At 72.7% G+C, this 17,140-nt stretch carries 11 protein-coding genes; 1 reads left to right on the top strand and 10 read right to left on the bottom strand.

Going from position 1 to position 17,140, the window contains the following annotated elements:
• Positions 1 to 39 precede the first annotated feature (39 nt).
• The gene (locus ACH34T_RS12170) at positions 40 to 312 is read left to right on the top strand and encodes a response regulator transcription factor (RefSeq protein ID WP_395992160.1); all 273 of its coding nucleotides are present in this window, start codon (positions 40 to 42) and stop codon (positions 310 to 312) included.
• A 216-nt stretch (positions 313 to 528) separates the two neighbouring features.
• On the opposite strand, the gene ACH34T_RS12165 is transcribed toward ACH34T_RS12170, so the two are convergent.
• The 10 genes from ACH34T_RS12165 to ACH34T_RS12120 form a co-directional block, all read right to left on the bottom strand.
• Positions 529 to 3,504: an AAA family ATPase gene (locus ACH34T_RS12165; protein ID WP_395992159.1), complete on the bottom strand. Its 2,976-nt coding sequence runs from the start codon at positions 3,502 to 3,504 to the stop codon at positions 529 to 531.
• A 749-nt stretch (positions 3,505 to 4,253) separates the two neighbouring features.
• Positions 4,254 to 4,499: a DUF5988 family protein gene (locus ACH34T_RS12160; protein WP_395992158.1), complete on the bottom strand. Its 246-nt coding sequence runs from the start codon at positions 4,497 to 4,499 to the stop codon at positions 4,254 to 4,256.
• A 62-nt stretch (positions 4,500 to 4,561) separates the two neighbouring features.
• Complete coding sequence (locus ACH34T_RS12155) at positions 4,562 to 5,341, bottom strand: BTAD domain-containing putative transcriptional regulator (RefSeq protein WP_395992157.1); 780 nt, start codon at positions 5,339 to 5,341, stop codon at positions 4,562 to 4,564.
• Positions 5,342 to 5,356: 15 nt separating this feature from the next.
• On the bottom strand, positions 5,357 to 6,076 hold the full coding sequence (locus ACH34T_RS12150; RefSeq protein WP_395992156.1) for an esterase/lipase family protein: 720 nt from the start codon (positions 6,074 to 6,076) through the stop codon (positions 5,357 to 5,359).
• A gap of 363 nt (positions 6,077 to 6,439) precedes the next feature.
• Positions 6,440 to 7,195: a thioesterase II family protein gene (locus tag ACH34T_RS12145; protein WP_395992155.1), complete on the bottom strand. Its 756-nt coding sequence runs from the start codon at positions 7,193 to 7,195 to the stop codon at positions 6,440 to 6,442.
• A gap of 53 nt (positions 7,196 to 7,248) precedes the next feature.
• Positions 7,249 to 8,610, bottom strand: a complete 1,362-nt coding sequence (locus tag ACH34T_RS12140; protein WP_395992154.1) for an NAD(P)/FAD-dependent oxidoreductase — start codon at positions 8,608 to 8,610, stop codon at positions 7,249 to 7,251.
• Positions 8,611 to 8,622: 12 nt separating this feature from the next.
• The gene (locus ACH34T_RS12135) at positions 8,623 to 8,946 is read right to left on the bottom strand and encodes an acyl carrier protein (protein WP_395992153.1); all 324 of its coding nucleotides are present in this window, start codon (positions 8,944 to 8,946) and stop codon (positions 8,623 to 8,625) included.
• A gap of 34 nt (positions 8,947 to 8,980) precedes the next feature.
• On the bottom strand, positions 8,981 to 14,236 hold the full coding sequence (locus ACH34T_RS12130) for a type I polyketide synthase (protein WP_395992152.1): 5,256 nt from the start codon (positions 14,234 to 14,236) through the stop codon (positions 8,981 to 8,983).
• Between the two features lie 24 nt (positions 14,237 to 14,260).
• Positions 14,261 to 15,313 carry a ketoacyl-ACP synthase III family protein gene (locus ACH34T_RS12125; RefSeq protein WP_395992151.1) on the bottom strand — a complete coding sequence of 351 codons (1,053 nt, stop codon included), beginning with the start codon at positions 15,311 to 15,313 and terminating at the stop codon, positions 14,261 to 14,263.
• A 222-nt stretch (positions 15,314 to 15,535) separates the two neighbouring features.
• Positions 15,536 to 17,140, bottom strand: coding sequence for an ABC transporter permease (locus ACH34T_RS12120; protein ID WP_395992150.1), 1,605 nt, complete (start codon positions 17,138 to 17,140; stop codon positions 15,536 to 15,538).

Genomic DNA, 17,140 nt, shown 5'->3' with positions numbered 1-17,140 from the left:
AAGGACGCCGCGACCGGTATCGCCGCGACCGACATCACCGTGACGTCGGCGCCCCTGCCCGAGCGCCCCTCGCTGATCGTGTCGATCCTGTCGGCGGAGTCCCGGACGGCGGCGCCGCCCCCCGCGCTGCGCCGTCTCCTCACCGAACGCGAGGCGGCCATCGCCGAACTCGTCGCCGCCGGATGGCGCGACCACGAGATAGCCGCGCGACTCCACATCAGCCCGAACACCGTCAAGCACCATCTCAAGTCGATCTACCAGAAGCTCGGCGTGCATTCGCGGGTGGAACTGGCGGGCCTGCTCCTGCGCTGATCCCACCTTCGAGTGACCCGCGCGACGGACGAGGACCGCTCGCCGGTAAGGCGAGGAGAACACCTGCCCCGGGACGACACGTAAGGTCCCGGTCCGCCCACCGGAACGCGTCCCACCCACCGGTCCAGGTCGGCGCAGTCGGCGGCGTCCGCGTCGGAGGCCTGGTCGGCCGGCAGGTGCACGTACCGGGGAAAGGTCTGCTCCGCTCCAGCGGACCTACGTGCGGACTTCCGCGCGGGGCTGTTCCGGGCCGAGATGGTTGACCCGGTGCTGAGCCATGGGTCGCACCGGGGCCGCCCGATCGAGGTCCCCGCTCTCGGACGAATAGACCGACCTCAGGCCCGGGCGCGTTATGTTCAGCTTGCGATACACCCTTGTCAGGTGTTGTTCCACGGTGCTGATCGTGATGGAGAGTTCCGCTGAGATCTGGCGGTTCGTGTAGCCGTTGGCGGCCAGTTCCGCCACTCTCCGTTCGGCTTCGCTCAGCTCTATCAGCAGGTGGGTGCGGGTCAGGTCGTTGATCTGCCTGGCATGCCGTCCGATATCGCCCGTGCCTTTTGCCGGGGTGGGGTCAAGGGCCCCGGTAGTGCATTTTCGGGCGAGCATGCTCGCCTTGTGCGCGAGTTCGCGGCCGCGCTCGTGGTCGCCGAGTTCCCGATGGGCATTGCCCAGGTCGGACAGCGCGTAGGAGAGTTCGAGGAGGTCGCCGCAGTTCTGGAGGAGCGTCGTCGCCTCGGTGAGCAGGGCCGGACGGTCCTGGGGGGCATGAGTGAGGGCCTGGGCCCGTAAGGAGATGCCGCGCGTCCGGAGGAGCTTCGGATCCACCATCGCGAGCTGTTCGTCCACCAGCCTTCTGGCGCCGCGGGGGTCACCGAGGGCCACCAGGGCCTCGGCGGCGCCCAGCCGCCACGGTTCGATCGCGGGGAGATCGATCCCCCAGTCGCGCATCAGCGTTCCGCAGCTCCGGAAGTCGTACAGGGCCGCCTGGTGGTGCCCGCTCGCCAGGTGGTGGCGGCCGCGCGCGTAGATGTAGTGCAGCCCTATCGGCGTCCGGAACATCGCCTCGGGCACGGGGACGCTCAGCAGCTCCGCCGCGTGCGTGAGCCTGCCCATCGCCGTCCGGGCCAGCACCAGGCACGAGATCGGCAACCCGACCGCGACGCCCCAGCCCTTCGTGGAGATCAGGTCGAGCGCGGTCTCGGCCTGCCGCTCCGCCGCCACCAGGTCGCCGAGACGCAGCGAGACCATCGCGCGGAGCGCCGTGAAGAACGCGCGCCAGGTCGGGCTGCGGCGGGCTGCGGCCTCGTCGAGCAGCGTCTCCGACCAGGTCATCGCGCTGTCCAGCCGGTCGTTGTACAGCAGGGTGGCCAGCGCGATGGCGAGCGGAGCGAACGTGGCGGGGCTCAGCCGGGCACGCTCCAAGAGCGTTTCGGCGATGGCGACGAGGTCGCCCGCCTCCCCGCGGAGCAGCTCGCTCGCCATGGCGGAGATCGCGTCGTGGTCGGCGATGTCGGCGGTCTGCCGCGGACGCGGTTCGCCGGACACCGCCTCGGCCAGCGGCCCCTCGCGGAACAGCTCGGGGTAGAGGTGGGCGAGCCAGAGCTGCCGGGAGTGCGGCGCCTCGGCGGGGTCGTCGGCGGTCTCCGGCCTGTCGTCGCGCCTGCGGTTCAGCAGGCCGAGCATGTCGACGGCCTCGGGCACCCGCCCGTGCCACAGCAGGGACGAGATCGGCGTCAGGGCGTCGTGGGCGTCCAGCAGGTCGTCCCGCACCGCCGTGTGGAAGTCGGGGACATGGCGGAGGACCGCCGCGGGGTCGACGCGCCACTCCGCCTCGGCGAGGGTGGCGGCGATCACCGATCGCTGCCGCCTGTCACCGGACATCTGGTAGGCGGCGCGGAGATAGCGGATGCCCTTGCCCATGTCGTCGGTGGCCAGCGCGAGCTCCGCCGCGTCCCGCAGGATCGAGATCGCCCAGGGGGCGTCCCCGCTGTTGGACGCGAAGACGTGCGCCGCCACTTCCGTCGCGTCCGCGCCCTCCGAGTGCAGCAGGAAGGCCGCGCGGTCGTGCAGGGCCCGGCGCTCCTTGGGCGCGATGCCGCTCACGACGGCGCTCTGCACGGCGCGATGCCGGAAGCGGGCCTCGGTCAGGATTCCGGCGGAGGTGAGGGTGTCGACGGCCTGGGCGGCCGACATGGTGTCGATGTCGACCAGCCGGCCGAGGAACGCCGGCGTCCGCGGCCTCCGCAGGATCGCGATGCCGCGGGCCACGTCGGGGACCGGGTAGTCGTGCCGCTGGAGGAAGCCGAGGACCGCCTGGCTGAACGCCTCGCCCGCGACGAACTCGCCGTGCCGGTCGCCCGGCGCGGTGAGCTGGTCCTCGATCAGCGCGCGCACGAGCGGCGGGCGGCCGGCGCTCGCCCGCCGGACGTCGGTCGCCAGCCGCCGCGCCGTCTCCTCGCCGAGCTCGCTGGAGAGCATGGCCGCCACACCGGTGTCCGTCAGCGGCTCCAGCCTGATCTGGTAGGAGTGCGGGTCGCGGAGGAGGTCGCCCTGCGACGGCGTGCGCGTCCCGCGGTACGGGGGGCATTCGGTGAGGACCGTGAGCAGGCGCGCCGACCGCAGCCGGCGCAGGATGTACAGCAGGAACTGCAGGGACGACTCGTCGGCGTGGTGCGTGTCGTCGATGCCGATCACCACGGGACGGAGCCCGACGAGGTTGCGCAGGATCTCCCAGAGCCGCCGGTAGGCCGAGGTGGGCGCCTGCGCCGCCTCGAAGCCGGTGGCGGGGCCGTAGGCCGAGCCGATCGCCGAGATGGAGCGCACCCACTGCGCCGCCTGTTCGCGCAGCGCGGTGGGGAGGTCGGGCCCGTAGAACAGCTGCTCCAGCACGCCCAGGGAATGCTTTCTCTCCGTGGGCGAGGCGACGGCGCCGAGGAAGAGGACACCCGATTCGTTGGCCTTTTCTTGGACGGAGCGCAGAAGCGTGGTCTTGCCGGTCGCGACTCCGCCGCTGATGATTGCAATTCGACTGATGGACTGCAGACTTTCGGTGAATAACTCCTGGAGGGTGTTGAGTTCTTTCTGTCGCTCTAACAAAATTACACCTCGCCATCCACGTGCTTCGGTTGACAATGCGTGGTGGCCCGTGCTCCGCGGGTGCCGGAGAGTCCCCTGCTCCGCAATGCTAGACACGGCAAATGATCAGCGCAATGATTGCCGGGCGGTGTCGTCCCGTCGCCCATGTGCCGCGATCCCGCGCGGCGACCCGAACGCGGCTCGGCTTCCCGGCGCCTCGCGGTCAAGTGTGAAATCGCTCACTTTAACGGGGTGGACAGAAGGCGACGGCGTTCTGGAGCGCCGGCTGACAATATGAGGCTATTGCCTCTACCGGGCCTGCGAGAGGACGCGTCCAAGATCACCAAAAGACGCTGTCGGCGCGGCATAGTTCCTGGTCAGCGGCTGGCGGGATCAGGACGTACGGGCGTCGGGCTCCGTCCGTCGCGGCGCACGCGGCGCACGACTCCGCCGCGGCTCGGCGCCGAGTGTCGTATGACGATGGTCAATTCCGCCCCGCGTCACATTGTGTGCGCCGGGTCAATTCAATATACCGGGTCGCGTAAGGGTTGACCCCCGAGTCACTCCTTGCTAGACAGATGAGGAAGGGCATAACGGCAAGGGCGAACACCGCAGAGAACAGCTGTGTTCGCCATTTGGCCATGGACGCCTGTTAAGGGCGGAGCGCGATCGTTCATCGCGGGCTCTTTGTCACCGCGATCCCGCAACGCGCGAGCCACCGCTCCCTTTGCGGGCGGAAAGCCGACCGGGTATGCCGATCGGCTTTCCGCGCCGAACATCCGCGCCGACGACGGAACCTTTGGTCGCCGACGGGGTGGAACGCCGAACCTCAGCCGACAACCGTCACCGCGTCGCGGCGACCGTCGTCATTCGGCGATCCTCGTGCGCATCGTCCAGCGGAAGACCGCGGGGGCGCGGTCGCCCGGCTCGCCGACGAGCTCGAAGTGCTCGTACCCGCCGCGATGCGCGATCTTGAGCCGGCGCTCGGCGAGGGCCGACCGCCCGGCGCGGAACACGTCGGGCAGGTCGGGGTTGCCCTCCAGGACGACCTCGACCGTGTCGGCGTCGGGTACGGGCGAGACGGGCGGTACGGGCGTCATGTTGTCGCTCACTTGGCACCTCCGGATTCCGTGTCCTGATCTGACCGCGCGTCCCCCGAGTGTCGTCCGAACCCCTAGGCCACCCCTAGTTCGAGGTCGAGGCGGCGGTCCGAGGTGAGGATGGCCTGGTGGAGGTCCTGGAGGGCCGGGCACGGTTCGAGCCCGAGCTCCTGGGTGAGCGTGCCGCGGGCGGTCTGGTAGACGGCGAGCGCGTCCGCCTGCCGCCCGCTGCGATAGAGCGCCAGCATGAGCTGGCGGTAGAACGTCTCCCGCAGCGGGTGCTCCTGCGTCAGCAGGTACAGGTCGCCGATCAGCTCACGGTGGCGGGCCAGCGTCAGCCGAGAATCGATCATCATCTCGACGCATTCCAGCCGGACCTCCTTCAGCCATGCCTGGAAGCCCTCCACGATCGGGCCGACGCACGCCTCGTCGAGGAGGGGGCCGCGCCAGAGCGACAGCGCGTTCTCGAAGTCGGCCGCGGCCCGGACGTGGCGGCCCGCCCTCGCGTGGTCGCGGCCCCGGTTCACCAGCCGTTCGAAGTCGCGGAAGTCCAGGCCGTCGGACCCGAGCCGCAGCATGTACCCGGGCGGACGGGTCTGGACGGGGCTCTCGTCCCCCTTGGACAGGCCGTTCAGGAACTTGCGGATCTGGGAGATGTAGACGTGTATCCCGGCGACGGCCCGGCGCGGCGGGTTCTCCCCCCAGATCTCGGTCATCAGCCGGTTGATCGGCACCACCTCGTCGGCGCGGATCAGCAGCACGGTCAGCAGGGCCTCGACCTTGCGGGCCCGTATGACGTACTTGCCGTCGTCGACGACCTGCAGCGGTCCCATGATCTCGTAGCGCATGGTCATCCCAGCATTGGCGGGTCAGCGGATGAAGTCGCGGATGATCGGGTAGACCTCGGCGCTCTGGGTGAGCGCGATGTGGCCGATGGGGCTCTCGGCCTTGTAATTCTCGGCCCCGTCCAGCACCGTGCTCTCGATCGGGCTGATGAACAGGTCACCGTCACTGCGCAGCGTCCCGTAGCGGACGCCGCCCGGGGTCTCGTCCCCGGCGTTCAAGGTGGTCAGGAGCTCGGACCCGGGCAGGATCTCCCGGCAGGAGACGACCAGCGGGGCGCAGACCGCGGCCGTCCTCGATCCGTGGTTGGCGCCGGCGATGGAGAACCAGTCGTCGACCTTCGAGGTGCCGCCGAGGAATTTCACGTACCAGCGCGAATTCACCCCGCCCAGCGAGTGGCTCACGATGTCGACCTTCGACGCGCCGGTCTCCGCGAGGATGTCGTCGACCTTCGCCCTGATGTCGCCGGCGGTCTTCACGCTCGACTCGAAGTAGTTGAAGTCCCAGTTGAACAACTCGCCGTCGGTCCAGCCGTCCCTCTTCAAACGGTCGATCATGGTGAGCCAGAGCAGGCTGTTCTCGTTGATGCCGTGGACGAACAGCACAGGGTCGTGGGCGAGCGCGGTGCGCGCCGTGCGACCCGTCTGCGCCGCCTGTGCCGGGGGAGCCAGGGCCGTCACGGCGGCGACTGCCATCGCCGCCGTGGCCCAGCGGAAGAGCCGGCGTGGTCTGAACGCTGTGCGCATGGTTCCTCTTCGACGAACGTCGGGGTAATTGGGGAGGGAGATCAAATGAACCAGAGCAGTCGGCCGAATCATTTTCATGATCCGCGTTGGCCGGAACGATTCCAGGATGCATTGGCGGTGCCGGGCTGGGTACCCTTAAGTAACCCCTAATCTGTGCTTAGGAGCGCTTTAGCGGGCCGGTCGACAATGGCCGCCGCGCCGGCCGTCGCGATCCTCGCCTGGTCAGGTCCCGTCCCGGGCGCCGACTATGAGGACGAGGAGATCATCAAGGAACAGACGGGTGAATAGCGGGCGGCGAACAACACGAAGGTGCGGACCACCGCCCGGCGGTCCGCACCTTCCGCTTTGTCCGCGCTTTTCCTTTTATTCGATGGCCAGGGTATCCGAGACGAGCTTCACGATTTCCGCGCGCCGCCCGTCAAGGTAAAAATGCCCGCCGGGGAAGACGTGCATCTCGAATTCACCCGCCGTGTGCTCCCGCCAGGCGGCGACCTCCTCGCGGCCCGCCCGCGGGTCGGTCTCACCGGCCAGCGCCGTGATCGGGCAGCCGACGCCCTCGCCCGCCGGGACGCCCGGGTAGGTCTCGATGGCCCGGTAGTCGGCCCGCGCCACCGGGAGCACCATGTCCTGGAGCTCCGCGCTGGCGAAGAACCGCTCGTCGGTGCCGCCGATCAGCCGGAGCTCCTCGATGACCCGGTCCCGGTCGCCCAGGTGGACGCTCTCCGCCCGGTGGCGCGACGGCGCCCGCCGGGCCGACGCGAACAGCCGCGCCGGCCCGGCCGCGGCGTCGCGCTCGAAGCGGCGCGCCACCTCGAACGCCACCACCGCGCCCATGCTGTGGCCGAAGAACGCGAAGGGCCGGTCGGTGCCCGCCCTGACCGCCTCGTACGCCCGGTCGGCCAGCTCGGCGACGCTCTCCAGGCACCCCTCGGTGCGCCGGTCCTGGCGTCCCGGGTACTGGACGGCGAGCACCTCGACGCCGGGCGCGAACAGCGTGGCCAGGGACAGGTAGTAGCTGGCGGACCCGCCCGCGTGCGGGAAGCAGACCAACTGCGTGCGGGCGTCCGGGCACGGCTCGTAGCGCCGCAGCCACAGGTCGACGTCGCCGACGGTGGTCATGGCCTCCTCCTGGGTCGTGTGATGTGCGGCGGTCGTGCGGTGCGCGGCGGCCGTCATCCGGTGGGCGCCTCGAGGGGGGCGCGCAGCGTGCCGAGATAGGGGTGCCACAGGTGGGTGGGGTCGTTCTCCACCGCCGTGAGGATCTCCCGCATGGCGTACAGCGCGGTCGGGGGCTCGTCGTCGTAGACGTCGCCCTGGAGGAGCTTCAGCACCCCTACGCGGTACCTCGGGTCCTGGACGAACGCCGTGAAGAGGATGTTGAGCCGGTAGTAGACGGAGATGAACTCGTACCAGTGCTTCACCGCCCGCCGGATCTTGCTCTCGAAGGTGGCGAACCGCTCGGCCCCGAAGTCCCCTGCCTGGTGCGCGGCGATGATGTCCTTGGACGCGATGCGCGCGCTGTTCAGGGCGACGCTGACACCGGTGGAGAAGATCGGGTCGACGAAGCGGGCGGCGTCCCCGACCATGACGAACCGGTCGCCGCAGATGTCCTTCATGACGTAGCTGTAGTCGCCCTCGACCTTGAACGGCCGCACCCGCTTGGAGTCGCGGAGCGCCTCGGCCAGTTCGGGACGGCTGTCCACGAAGTCCCAGAAGAACGTCTCGCGGTCGACGTCGGCCTCCTGGAAGCGCTTCTTCTGCGTCACGACGCCGATGCTGGTCACCGTGTCGGTGATGGGGATCTGCCACACCCACGTGTCCTTGATCGGCAGGAAGTGCACGAAGATGTAGTCCGACCGCTCGCCGTCCACGCCCGCGGCCTTGGCGGCGGCCGTCCGGTCCAGCCCGTCGAACCACGAGTGGATGGCGTACTGGGCGAAGACGGGGTCGGGGACCTTGACCTTGAGCTGGCGGCCGAGCAGGGTCTGGCGGCCCGAGGCGTCCACCACGAGCCGCGCGGTGAAGTCCGCGGTCTTCGGGCCCAGCCGGCAGTTCAGCGTGACGAGGTCGGGGTCGCCGTCGAAGTCGACCTTCAGCACGCGGACCCCGGACAGCACCTTGGCGCCGCTCTGCTCGGCGTGCTTGAGCAGGATCAGGTCGAACTTGCCCCGGTCGACGTGGAAGGTGTAGTCCCGGTCGACCTGGGGCTGGTCGCGCTCCACGAACATGATCTCCGCGGCGCGGAAGTCGTGGTAGAGGCCCGTGAAGCCGTTGTGCGGCACGTTGCGGCTCTCGGCCGACGTCCAGGCCGCCCCGTACTTCTTCGGGAAGCCGGCCGCCTCGATCTCGTCCATGACGCCGATCTCGACGAGGACCGGGGTCGTCGCCGGGACCAGCGACTCGCCGACGTGCGGGCGTGGGAACACCTCGGCCTCCAGGACCAGGACCGACAGCCCGGCCTGGGCGAGGTACGAGGCGGTGGTGGCGCCGGCGGGGCCTCCGCCGATGATGGCGACGTCGAAGTCAGCGGTCATGGGTTTCCTCCGTTACCTGGTCGGCGCGATCGCGAGCTCGTCCACCAGCGCGGCGATGTTGCGCAGGTTCCTGAAGTTGGCGACCGTGAGCTCGATCGGCGGGACGCTGACGCCGAGCTCGTCGCGGATGTGGCTGAGCAGGATCGCGGTCTTCAGCGAGTCGAGGACGCCCAGGTCGAGCAGCGGGGTGTCGGCCTCGATCGGCGCCTCCAGCCCCTCGGGGCGCAGGGTCTCCCGGGTGAAGGTCACGAGCTTGGTCAGCGTGTTGTCGTCGGGCACGGGCTTTCCGTCGGATATGGGCTTTTCCTCGGACAGGGTCTTGTCGTCGTCTGGCATGTCGGCTCCTCGCGTTGGGGGTGCGCGGCCCGGTTCAGGCGCCCACCATCGGCTTGTCCTCGACGGCCCGGTGGAACTCGGCCGGCGGCCCGCCGTCCGCGCCGGCTCCGGCGGGTTCGGTGTCGTTCAGCAGCGCGGCCAGGTGCTCGGCGATGGCGGCGACCGTGGGCCGGTGCCACAGCAGCGCGGCCGGGAGCGGACGGCCGAAGCGGCGCTCCAGGCGCCGCCTGACCAGCAGCGTCATCACCGAGTCCAGGCCCTGCTCGACCAGCGAGCGGCCCGGGTCGAGGATCCGGTCCAGCTTCATCTCCCCGGCGATCAGCGCGCCGACCTCGTCGCGGAGCACCTCGCGGAGCCGGTCCGGCGGGAGGTCCGCGAGCCCGTCCGTGCCGGGCTCGGCCGCGTGCGCGCCGTCCGTCTCGTCGGCGGGCAGGTCGGCCAGCAGGGGGAGCGGCTGGACGCTCGGGTCCGGCGGGAGCGTGCGCAGCACCGCGTAGTGCGCGCCGCCGTGCCGTCCGGCGAGGTCCCAGGCGTCGAACGCCTCGGCGGCGGAGATGTCGGAGACGCCGCGGGCTTGCAGCTCGGCGTCCACGACCTCGTTCACGGCCATGCCCATCCCGCGCCACGAGGTCCAGCCGAGGCTGACCGTGCCTGCGCAGCCCGCCGCGCGGCGGTGGGCGGCGAGCGCGTCGAGGAACGCGTTGGCGCCACCGTAGCTCGCCTGGCCCGGCATGCCGAGCAGGTAGCCGCAGGACGAGAACATGACCAGGAAGTCCAGGCTGTCCGGCGGGAACAGCCGGTGCAGGACCAGCGCGCCGTCCACCTTGGGACGCATGACCGCGCGCAGCGAGTCCTCGTCCACGTCCGGGACCAGCCGGTTGTCGAGGACGCCCGCCGCGTGCACCACCCCGCGGATCGGTGGGAGCCCGAGGGCGTCGGTGTCCAGCACCCGCGCCGCCTGCTCCTCGTCGGCGATGTCGAGCGCCACCGGCAGGACCGTCACGCCCCGGGCCTCCAGCGCCCGGATGTCCTCGACGCGGCGGCGCGTCTCCGCGTCGGCCGTCCGCCCCCACTCGGACCGGGGCGGGACGGGCCGCCGCCCGGCGAGCACGATCCGGCGGGCTCCCCGGTCGGCCAGCCTGCGCGCGATCTCGCGTCCCAGCGTGCCGAGCCCGCCGGTGACGAGGTACGTCCCGTCGCCGTGGCAGCGCAGGCCCTCCCGCGAGGTCGCCGAGGTCGGCGCGGCGGGCGCGGGACGGGCGAGCCGGGCCGCCGACGCCGTCCCGCCGCGGATCGAGACGACGTCCTCGCCGGGACGGGCGCGGAGCACGTCGAGCACCAGTTCGGCGCCGCCGGGGGCGACGTCGATCACGCCTCCCCACAGCTCGGGATGCTCGCCGCCGATGATCCGGCCGAGGCCCCACACGGCGGAGTGCGCGAGGTGCGCCTCCTCCCGGCTCTCGGTGACGCCGGTCGTGAGGCACCACAGCCGCGCCGCTCCGCCGGCGAGCCGCTGGGCGGCGCGGGTGAGGAGCCAGGCCGCGTCCACGGCCGCCTCGCCGATCGCGCCGGGGCCGGACGGCGGCACGACCACGACGTCGGCGGGCGGGACGGGGCCGGGGAGCGATTCGGGGGCGTCCAGCACGGTGACGGACGCGCCGCCCGCGGTCAGCCGCTCGCGCAGCGCGTCCGTCCGGCGCCGGTCGGGGCCGACCAGGATCACGTCGTGGCCGTCCGGTTCGCGGGCGGGGACGTCCAGCGGGGTCCAGACGATCTCGTGGACGAGCCGGTCCGGCGCCGCCGCCGCGGCCGGACGCTCGCGGTCCAGTTCCGCGTACCGGAGGCCGGAGAGGCGCCCGGCGACCCGGCCGCCGGCGTCGGCGATCATCACGAGGACGGCGCCCTCGTGGTCGGGGTCTGCGGTCACGTCGACGATCGCGGACTCCGGGGGTTCGCCGGTGAGCCGCACCTCGGCGGCGCCCGCGGCGAGGCGCAGCACCGGCGCGCCCGGGTAGGCGACCGGCGCGATCGACAGCGCGGCGTCGAGCATCGGGCCCCAGGTGGGCGGGGCGGACGGCGCCGCGTTGTCCGTCCGCGCGGCGCGCACCCTGGCCCGGATCGCACCCTCGCCGCGCGCCAGTTCCTCGATCGTCCAGGCGAACGCCATGCTCGGCACGCCCACCGCCGCGAGGTGACGTTCGACGTCGCCCGGGTCGGCCGCGGCCATCCCGGGGGCCGGTTCGCCGAGCCGTTCGGGGAGCGGCGGGGAGGGGTCCCCGGCCTTCGCCGTACTGTGCGTCAGCCAGCCGCCGTCCTCGCCCGCGCGGGACGCCAGCCGCAGCCCGGTCGCGTCGCAGAGCACCTGCACCTCGCGGGTCTCGTCCACGGCGAGCGGCAGGTCGAGGGAGAGGCCGGCCAGGGGCGGCGGTTCCGCGTCCGCCGCGAGGGCCTTCAGGAAGGTGCCGATCACGACGGCGGCCGGGAGGATCTCCACGCCGTGGACGGTGTGCGACCCCGGGTAGGGGCGCCGCGACTCGTCCAGCCTGGTGCGCCACAGCCGCAGCGGTTCCCCCGCGACCGGCACCGGCGGGCCGAGCAGCGTGTGCGAGTCGACGTCGTGGGCGAGCCCGGCGCCCCCGCCGCCCGGCATGCTGTCGCGCCAGTGCGTCCGGCGGCGCCATTCGACGGCCGGGAGGGTGACGAGGCCGCCCGACGGGTGCAGGCGCTCCCAGTCCACGGGCATCCCGTGGCAGTGGACGGCGCCGGCGGCGGCGAGCAGGGTCTCGCGCTCGGGCTTGCCGCGCCGCAGGGACGACCCGACGAACGTGTCCCCGGCCCCCGCCTCCGACAGGGTCTCGCCGATCGAGTGGGCCACCACGGGATGCGCGGAGATCTCCAGGAACGCGCGGTGCCCGTCCGCCAGCGCCGCCTGGACGGCCCCCGCGAGGCGGACGGGTTCGCGCAGGTTCGCCGCCCAGTAGGCGCCGTCGAGCGGGGCCTTCGACCTCGGGTCGTCCAACGCGGTCGAGTAGACCGGGACGCCCGGCTCGCGCGGGGCGAGGTCGGCGGCGGCGCGGGCCAGCTCGCCGAGCAGCGGGTCCATGTGCGGGCTGTGGAAGGCGACGTCGGAGGCGACGCGGCGCATCGGGACGCCGTCGTCCGCCCAGCCGGTCAGCAGCTCCTCGATCGCCGGGGGGTCGCCCGCGATCACGGTCGACACCGGCGAGGACGCGATCGCGGCCACCGCGTCGCCGCGGCCCGCGAGGCGCTCGGCCGCGGTCGCGAAGGGCAGCGCGGCCATCGCCATCGCGCCCTTGCCCGCGACCCGGCGCAGCAGCCCGGACCTGCGGCAGATCAGCCGCGCGCCGTCCTCGAAGGAGAGCGCGCCCGCCGTCACCGCCGCCGCGATCTCGCCGACCGAGTGCCCGATCACCGCCGCCGGGCGGACGCCGTAGGACCGCCACGCGGCGGCGAGCCCCAGCTGCATCGCGAAGATCATCGCCTGGATCCGGTCGACGGTGTCGAGCGGACCGTCCAGCAGCGTCGCCCGGGGCGAGAAGCCGATCTCCTCCTGGAAGATCGGTTCGAGCGCGTCGATCGTGGCGGCGAACGCCGGTTCGGACTCCAGCAGGGTCCGGCCCATGCCGTCCCACTGCGAGCCGTGGCCGGAGAAGACCCAGACCGGTCCGTCGCCGTGGCCGGTCGCCCCCGGTCCCGCGTCGGCGCCCGCGGCGTCGCGCAGCCCCGCCACCAGCTCGTCCCGGTCGGCGGCGACCACGCATGCGCGGTGGGCCAGATGGTCCCTGCGGAGCGCCAGCGTGTGCCCGACGGACGCGAGCGGCGCGTCGGCGCCCTGTCCCTCCAGCCAGCCCGCGAGGACGTCCGCGTACTCCCCGAGCGCCTCCGGCGAGGCGGCGGAGATCGGGAACAGCCGGGCGCCGTCGTCGTCGCTGGTATCGCGGGTGTCCTGGGGAGCCTGCTCGGGTGCTTCCTCCAGCACCACGTGGGCGATCGTCCCGCCGTACCCGAAACCGGAGACTCCGGCTCGGCGCGGCTCGCCGCCGCGGGGCCACGCCGTCCGCTCGGTGACGACCTCCAGACCCGACGAAGCCCAGTCGACGGCGGGGTTCGGCTCCGAGCAGTGCAGGCTCGGCGGGATCTCCTCGTGGTGCAGGGCCAGCACCGTCTTGATCAGTCCGGCCACGCCCGCCGCCGCCTCCAGATGCCCGATGTTGGGCTTCACCGAACCGATGCGGCAGGGGCCGTCCGGCGCGCGGTCCCGCCCGTAGACGGCGCCGAGCGCGCCCGCCTCCAGCGGGTCGCCCAGCTTGGTGCCGGTGCCGTGCGCCTCGACGTAGCCGACGGTCGACGGTCCGACCCCGGCGTGGCCGAGCGCACGGGCGATGACGTGCTCCTGCGCCGGGCCGCTCGGCGCCATGATCCCGTTGGTGCGGCCGTCCTGGTTGACCGCGCTGCCCCTGATCACGGCGAGGACGCGGTCGCCGTCGTCCAGCGCGTCGGCCAGCGTCTTCAGCACCAGGACGCCGCAGCCCTCGCCCCGGCCGTATCCGTCGGCCGACGCGTCGAACGCCTTGGACCGGCCGTCGGGCGCCGTCGCCCCGGCGGCGTCGAGGGTGAGCGTCAGCCCGGGGGACAGGACGAGGTTCACCCCCGCCGCGATCGCGACCCTGGTCTCCGCCAGCCGCAGGCTCTGGCAGGCCAGATGGGTGGCGACCAGCGACGACGAGCACGCGGTGTCCACCGAAAGGCTCGGGCCCCGCAGGTCCAGGGCGTGCGAGATGCGGTTGGCGGCGGCGCACATGGCGGCGCCGATGCCCGTCCACGCCTCGATGTTCGGCAGGTCCTCCAGCAGGCGGCGCCCGTAGTCGTCCGACCCGATCCCGACGAACACGCCCGCGTCGGTGCCCGCGAGGTCCCCCGGGGGGAGGCCCGCGTGCTCCAGCGCCTCCCAAGTCACCTCAAGGAGCAGCCGCTGCTGCGGGTCCATCAGCTCGGCCTCGCGCGGCGACAGCCCGAAGAAGGCGGCGTCGAAGCCGTCGACGTCGGCCAGGAAGCCCCCGCGCGTGGTGGCCCGGCGCAGCGCGGCGGCGAAGTCGCCGCCCAGGCCCGCGTACGGCTCCCAGCGCGCTGCCGGCAGGTCGCCGATGCCGTCCTTACCGCCGATCAGCAGGTCCCAGTACCCGCCGGGGGAGTCGGCCCCGCCCGCGAACCTGCATCCGAGGCCGACCACGGCGACCGGTGCGGCGGCGGGTGCTTCGGGTGTGCCCATCGTTGTGGTCTCCTCGCATCCGGTTCAGCCGCGCCAGGGCGCCGGCGCGTCGATCCGCAGCACCGCGCACGAGAGGGTCACGCCCGGCCCGACGCCGAGCATCAGGAAGTGCGCGCCGGGTGCCAGCTCCCCGGTGCTCATCAGGTGTTCCAGCGAGACGACCTGGTCGCTCGGGCCCAGATGGCCGAGCGCCCGGCCGAAGTCCCAGGTCGATCTGCTCATCGGCAGGCCGAGCGCCGCCATGCAGCGCTGCTCGACGATCTCCCGCGAGTAGTTCATGTAGGCGACGCGGGTGATGTCGGCGAGCCCGACGCCCGCCTCCTTCAGGCAGTCCTCCACGAGCTGCATCGTCCGCATGTGGATCCGCGCGAGCGCGACGGTGCCGTCCGGGCCGGCGAGCGCCTCGCGGCGGTACGCGGCGTTGCGCGCGGAGAAGTCCAGCGGCAGCCCGACCGTGGGGCCCGGCGGGAACAGCGGCTCCCCGGCGCGGTGCATCTCCTCCGCCTCGGGGACGGCCACCGACCGCGCCGAGAGGAGCCGCGCGAAGCCGTCGTCCCGCCCGGTGGTGAGGACGACGGCGCTCGCGGCGTCCCCGCACACGTAGCCGGGGCCCATCCGCCAGCGGTCCATGAGCGGCGTGCCGAAGTTGTCGGCGGCGACGACCAGCGCGCTGCGCGGCCCGGCGCCGTCGCGCCGCAGGTACCCGGCGGCCAGGTCCAGGGCGCTGAGCATGCCGTTGCAGCCCTGCCGGACCTCCACCGCCAGCAGCTCACCGGCCTCCAGATGGCGCTGGAGGTAGTACTGCGGCTGCCAGCCGTCCGGGCCCTGGTGCCAGGACGTGGCGTACAGCAGCAGGTCGAGGTCGGCGGCGCGCAGGCCGCCGCGGTCCAGCGCGGCCCGCGCGGCGCGCAGGGCCATCTCGGGCGCGGGCAGGTCACCGGCGACGGCGGCGCCCGCCAGCTGGTGCAGCTCGACGTCCTCGGCCGGGTACCAGCCCTGGGCGACGGCGTGCTCGATGCTGACGGTCTCCGGCACGAAGACTCCGATGCCGCTGATGGAGACGTCGGGCGTGGGCAACTGGCCTCCTCAACCTTGGGCTGGGAAGTACTGTCTCCCGACGCTCTTAAGGCCACCTAAGCCACCGCCGCGCGCCCGCACGGCACCGGCCGCGCGGGCGTCCGGGCGGCGTCCGGGCGGCGTCCGGGCGGCGTCCGGGTGGCATTGTCCGGGCAGGCGGAAATGGCCGTGCCTCCGGCGGCACGGGGGCACGCCACCGGAGGCACGGCGGGGGGACGCCGGTTACCCGGCGGGTATGTCGCGCCTTCGGAGCCCGGCGAGGCCCGCCAGGCCGATGGCGATCGCGACGACCGTGAGGAGCACCAGCGGCAGGGCGCTCAGGTCGCCGCCAGGGAGCCGCGGGACGTGGGTGAACGGCGACACGTCCAGCAGCCACTGGTCGAACTCGAACACCGCGCCGAACTGGCCGAAGAGGAAGCAGACGCCCAGCACCGCCCAGGTCGCCACGGTGAGGCTCGGGAACCGGCCGAACAGCGCCATGGTGACCGCTCCGAGCACCCAGATGGCGGGCAGCTGCACGACGGCGGCGCCGAGGAAGCGGGGCAGCTCCCCGCCGACGTCCGAGACGCTCGCCCCGTAGATCAGGCCCCCGACGAGCCCGTAGCAGACGAGCGCGACCGCCGGCCCGAGGAGGGTGAACGTCAGATGGCTGCCCGCCCACCGCAGCCGTCCCGCGGACGTGGACAGCAGCGCCTCGGCGTGCTGGCCGGTCTCCTCCTGCCGGAGCCGCAGCACGGTCTGGATCGCGAACGCCGCGGCGACCAGCCCGAACACGCTGGTGGACGCGGCGATGTAGGTGTCGCTGAGCGCGCCGTCCCCGCCGAGCCTGGTCAGGAAGTCGCGGGTCTGCCCGTTCTCGTTCACCGTGTCGGCGGCGTCCTTGGCGGTGCCGCCCACCATGGCGCCGCCGATCGCGAAGGCGGCGGACCAGGCGACCAGCGTCCCCCGGTGCAGCCGCCAGGCCAGCCCGAGCGGGCCGGACAGCGCTGGGCTCGCGTCGACGGGGCCGAGCCTCGGCTGGACGAGCCCGGCGCCGAGATCGCGCCGGGAGGCGAGCGCGTACGTCGCCGCGGTCAGGACCCCGGCCAGCGCGACGGCGAGGAGGAACACCCACCAGCGCTCGTCGGCGTAGGCGCGGGCCCGGTGCATCCAGCCGAGCGGTGACAGCCATGACGGCCAGTCGGAGCCGCCGTCGCGGCCGGCGGAGTCGCCCGCCATCCGCAGCAGGAACGCTCCCGCCAGGACGGCGATGGCGATGCCCCGCGTGACGCGGGCGCTGGCCGACAGCTGGGCGGCGACCGCGCCGACGGTCGCGAACATCCACCCGGCCAGGGTCAGCTCAAGCCCGTACGCGAGCGAGCCCGTGGCGGGGAGGTCGAGGGACCGCATGCCCATCATGGCGAACAGGCCGAGGACGAGGTCGGCGGCGAAGACCACGGCGAGGGCGGCCGTCACCGGGGCGTGCCGGCCGACGGGGGTGGACGCCAGCAGCTCCCGCCGCCCCGACTCCTCCTCGGCCCGCGTGTGCCTGATCACGGTGAGCAGGCTGGCCAGGCACACGAGGATCATCACGTCGGTGGTGCGCTGGGCGCCGAGCGCGCCGATCTCCGAGCCGAACGCCGGGCCGAACATCGCGACGTACGAGGCGGACGCGGCCGTCCCCTCGAACATCTCCTTCTGCTCGGCGGCCGTGTCGTACAGCGTCTTGTAGGAGTTGGTGAAGCTCGCCGGGAACATGCTTAAGACGATCACCCAGACGGGGAGGAGGATCCGGTCCCGGCGGAGGATGAGCCGGACGTGTTTCCGGGTGCCCTCGAACGCGCCCAC

It is taken from the genome of Actinomadura sp. 9N215 (genome assembly GCF_044326345.1).
GTDB lineage: Bacteria > Actinomycetota > Actinomycetes > Streptosporangiales > Streptosporangiaceae > Spirillospora.
Note: the sequence above shows the minus strand (reverse complement) of the source record. Positions and strands in the feature narration are given on the sequence as shown.

Excerpts from the sequence above, each read along its gene's own strand:
- ACH34T_RS12130 (WP_395992152.1), bottom strand. The coding sequence starts at position 14,236 with ATGGGCACACCCGAAGCACCCGCCGCCGCACCGGTCGCCGTGGTCGGC.
- ACH34T_RS12140 (WP_395992154.1), bottom strand. The coding sequence starts at position 8,610 with ATGACCGCTGACTTCGACGTCGCCATCATCGGCGGAGGCCCCGCCGGC.
- ACH34T_RS12145 (WP_395992155.1), bottom strand. The coding sequence starts at position 7,195 with ATGACCACCGTCGGCGACGTCGACCTGTGGCTGCGGCGCTACGAGCCG.
- ACH34T_RS12155 (WP_395992157.1), bottom strand. The coding sequence starts at position 5,341 with ATGACCATGCGCTACGAGATCATGGGACCGCTGCAGGTCGTCGACGAC.
- ACH34T_RS12135 (WP_395992153.1), bottom strand. The coding sequence starts at position 8,946 with ATGCCAGACGACGACAAGACCCTGTCCGAGGAAAAGCCCATATCCGAC.
- ACH34T_RS12150 (WP_395992156.1), bottom strand. The coding sequence starts at position 6,076 with ATGCGCACAGCGTTCAGACCACGCCGGCTCTTCCGCTGGGCCACGGCG.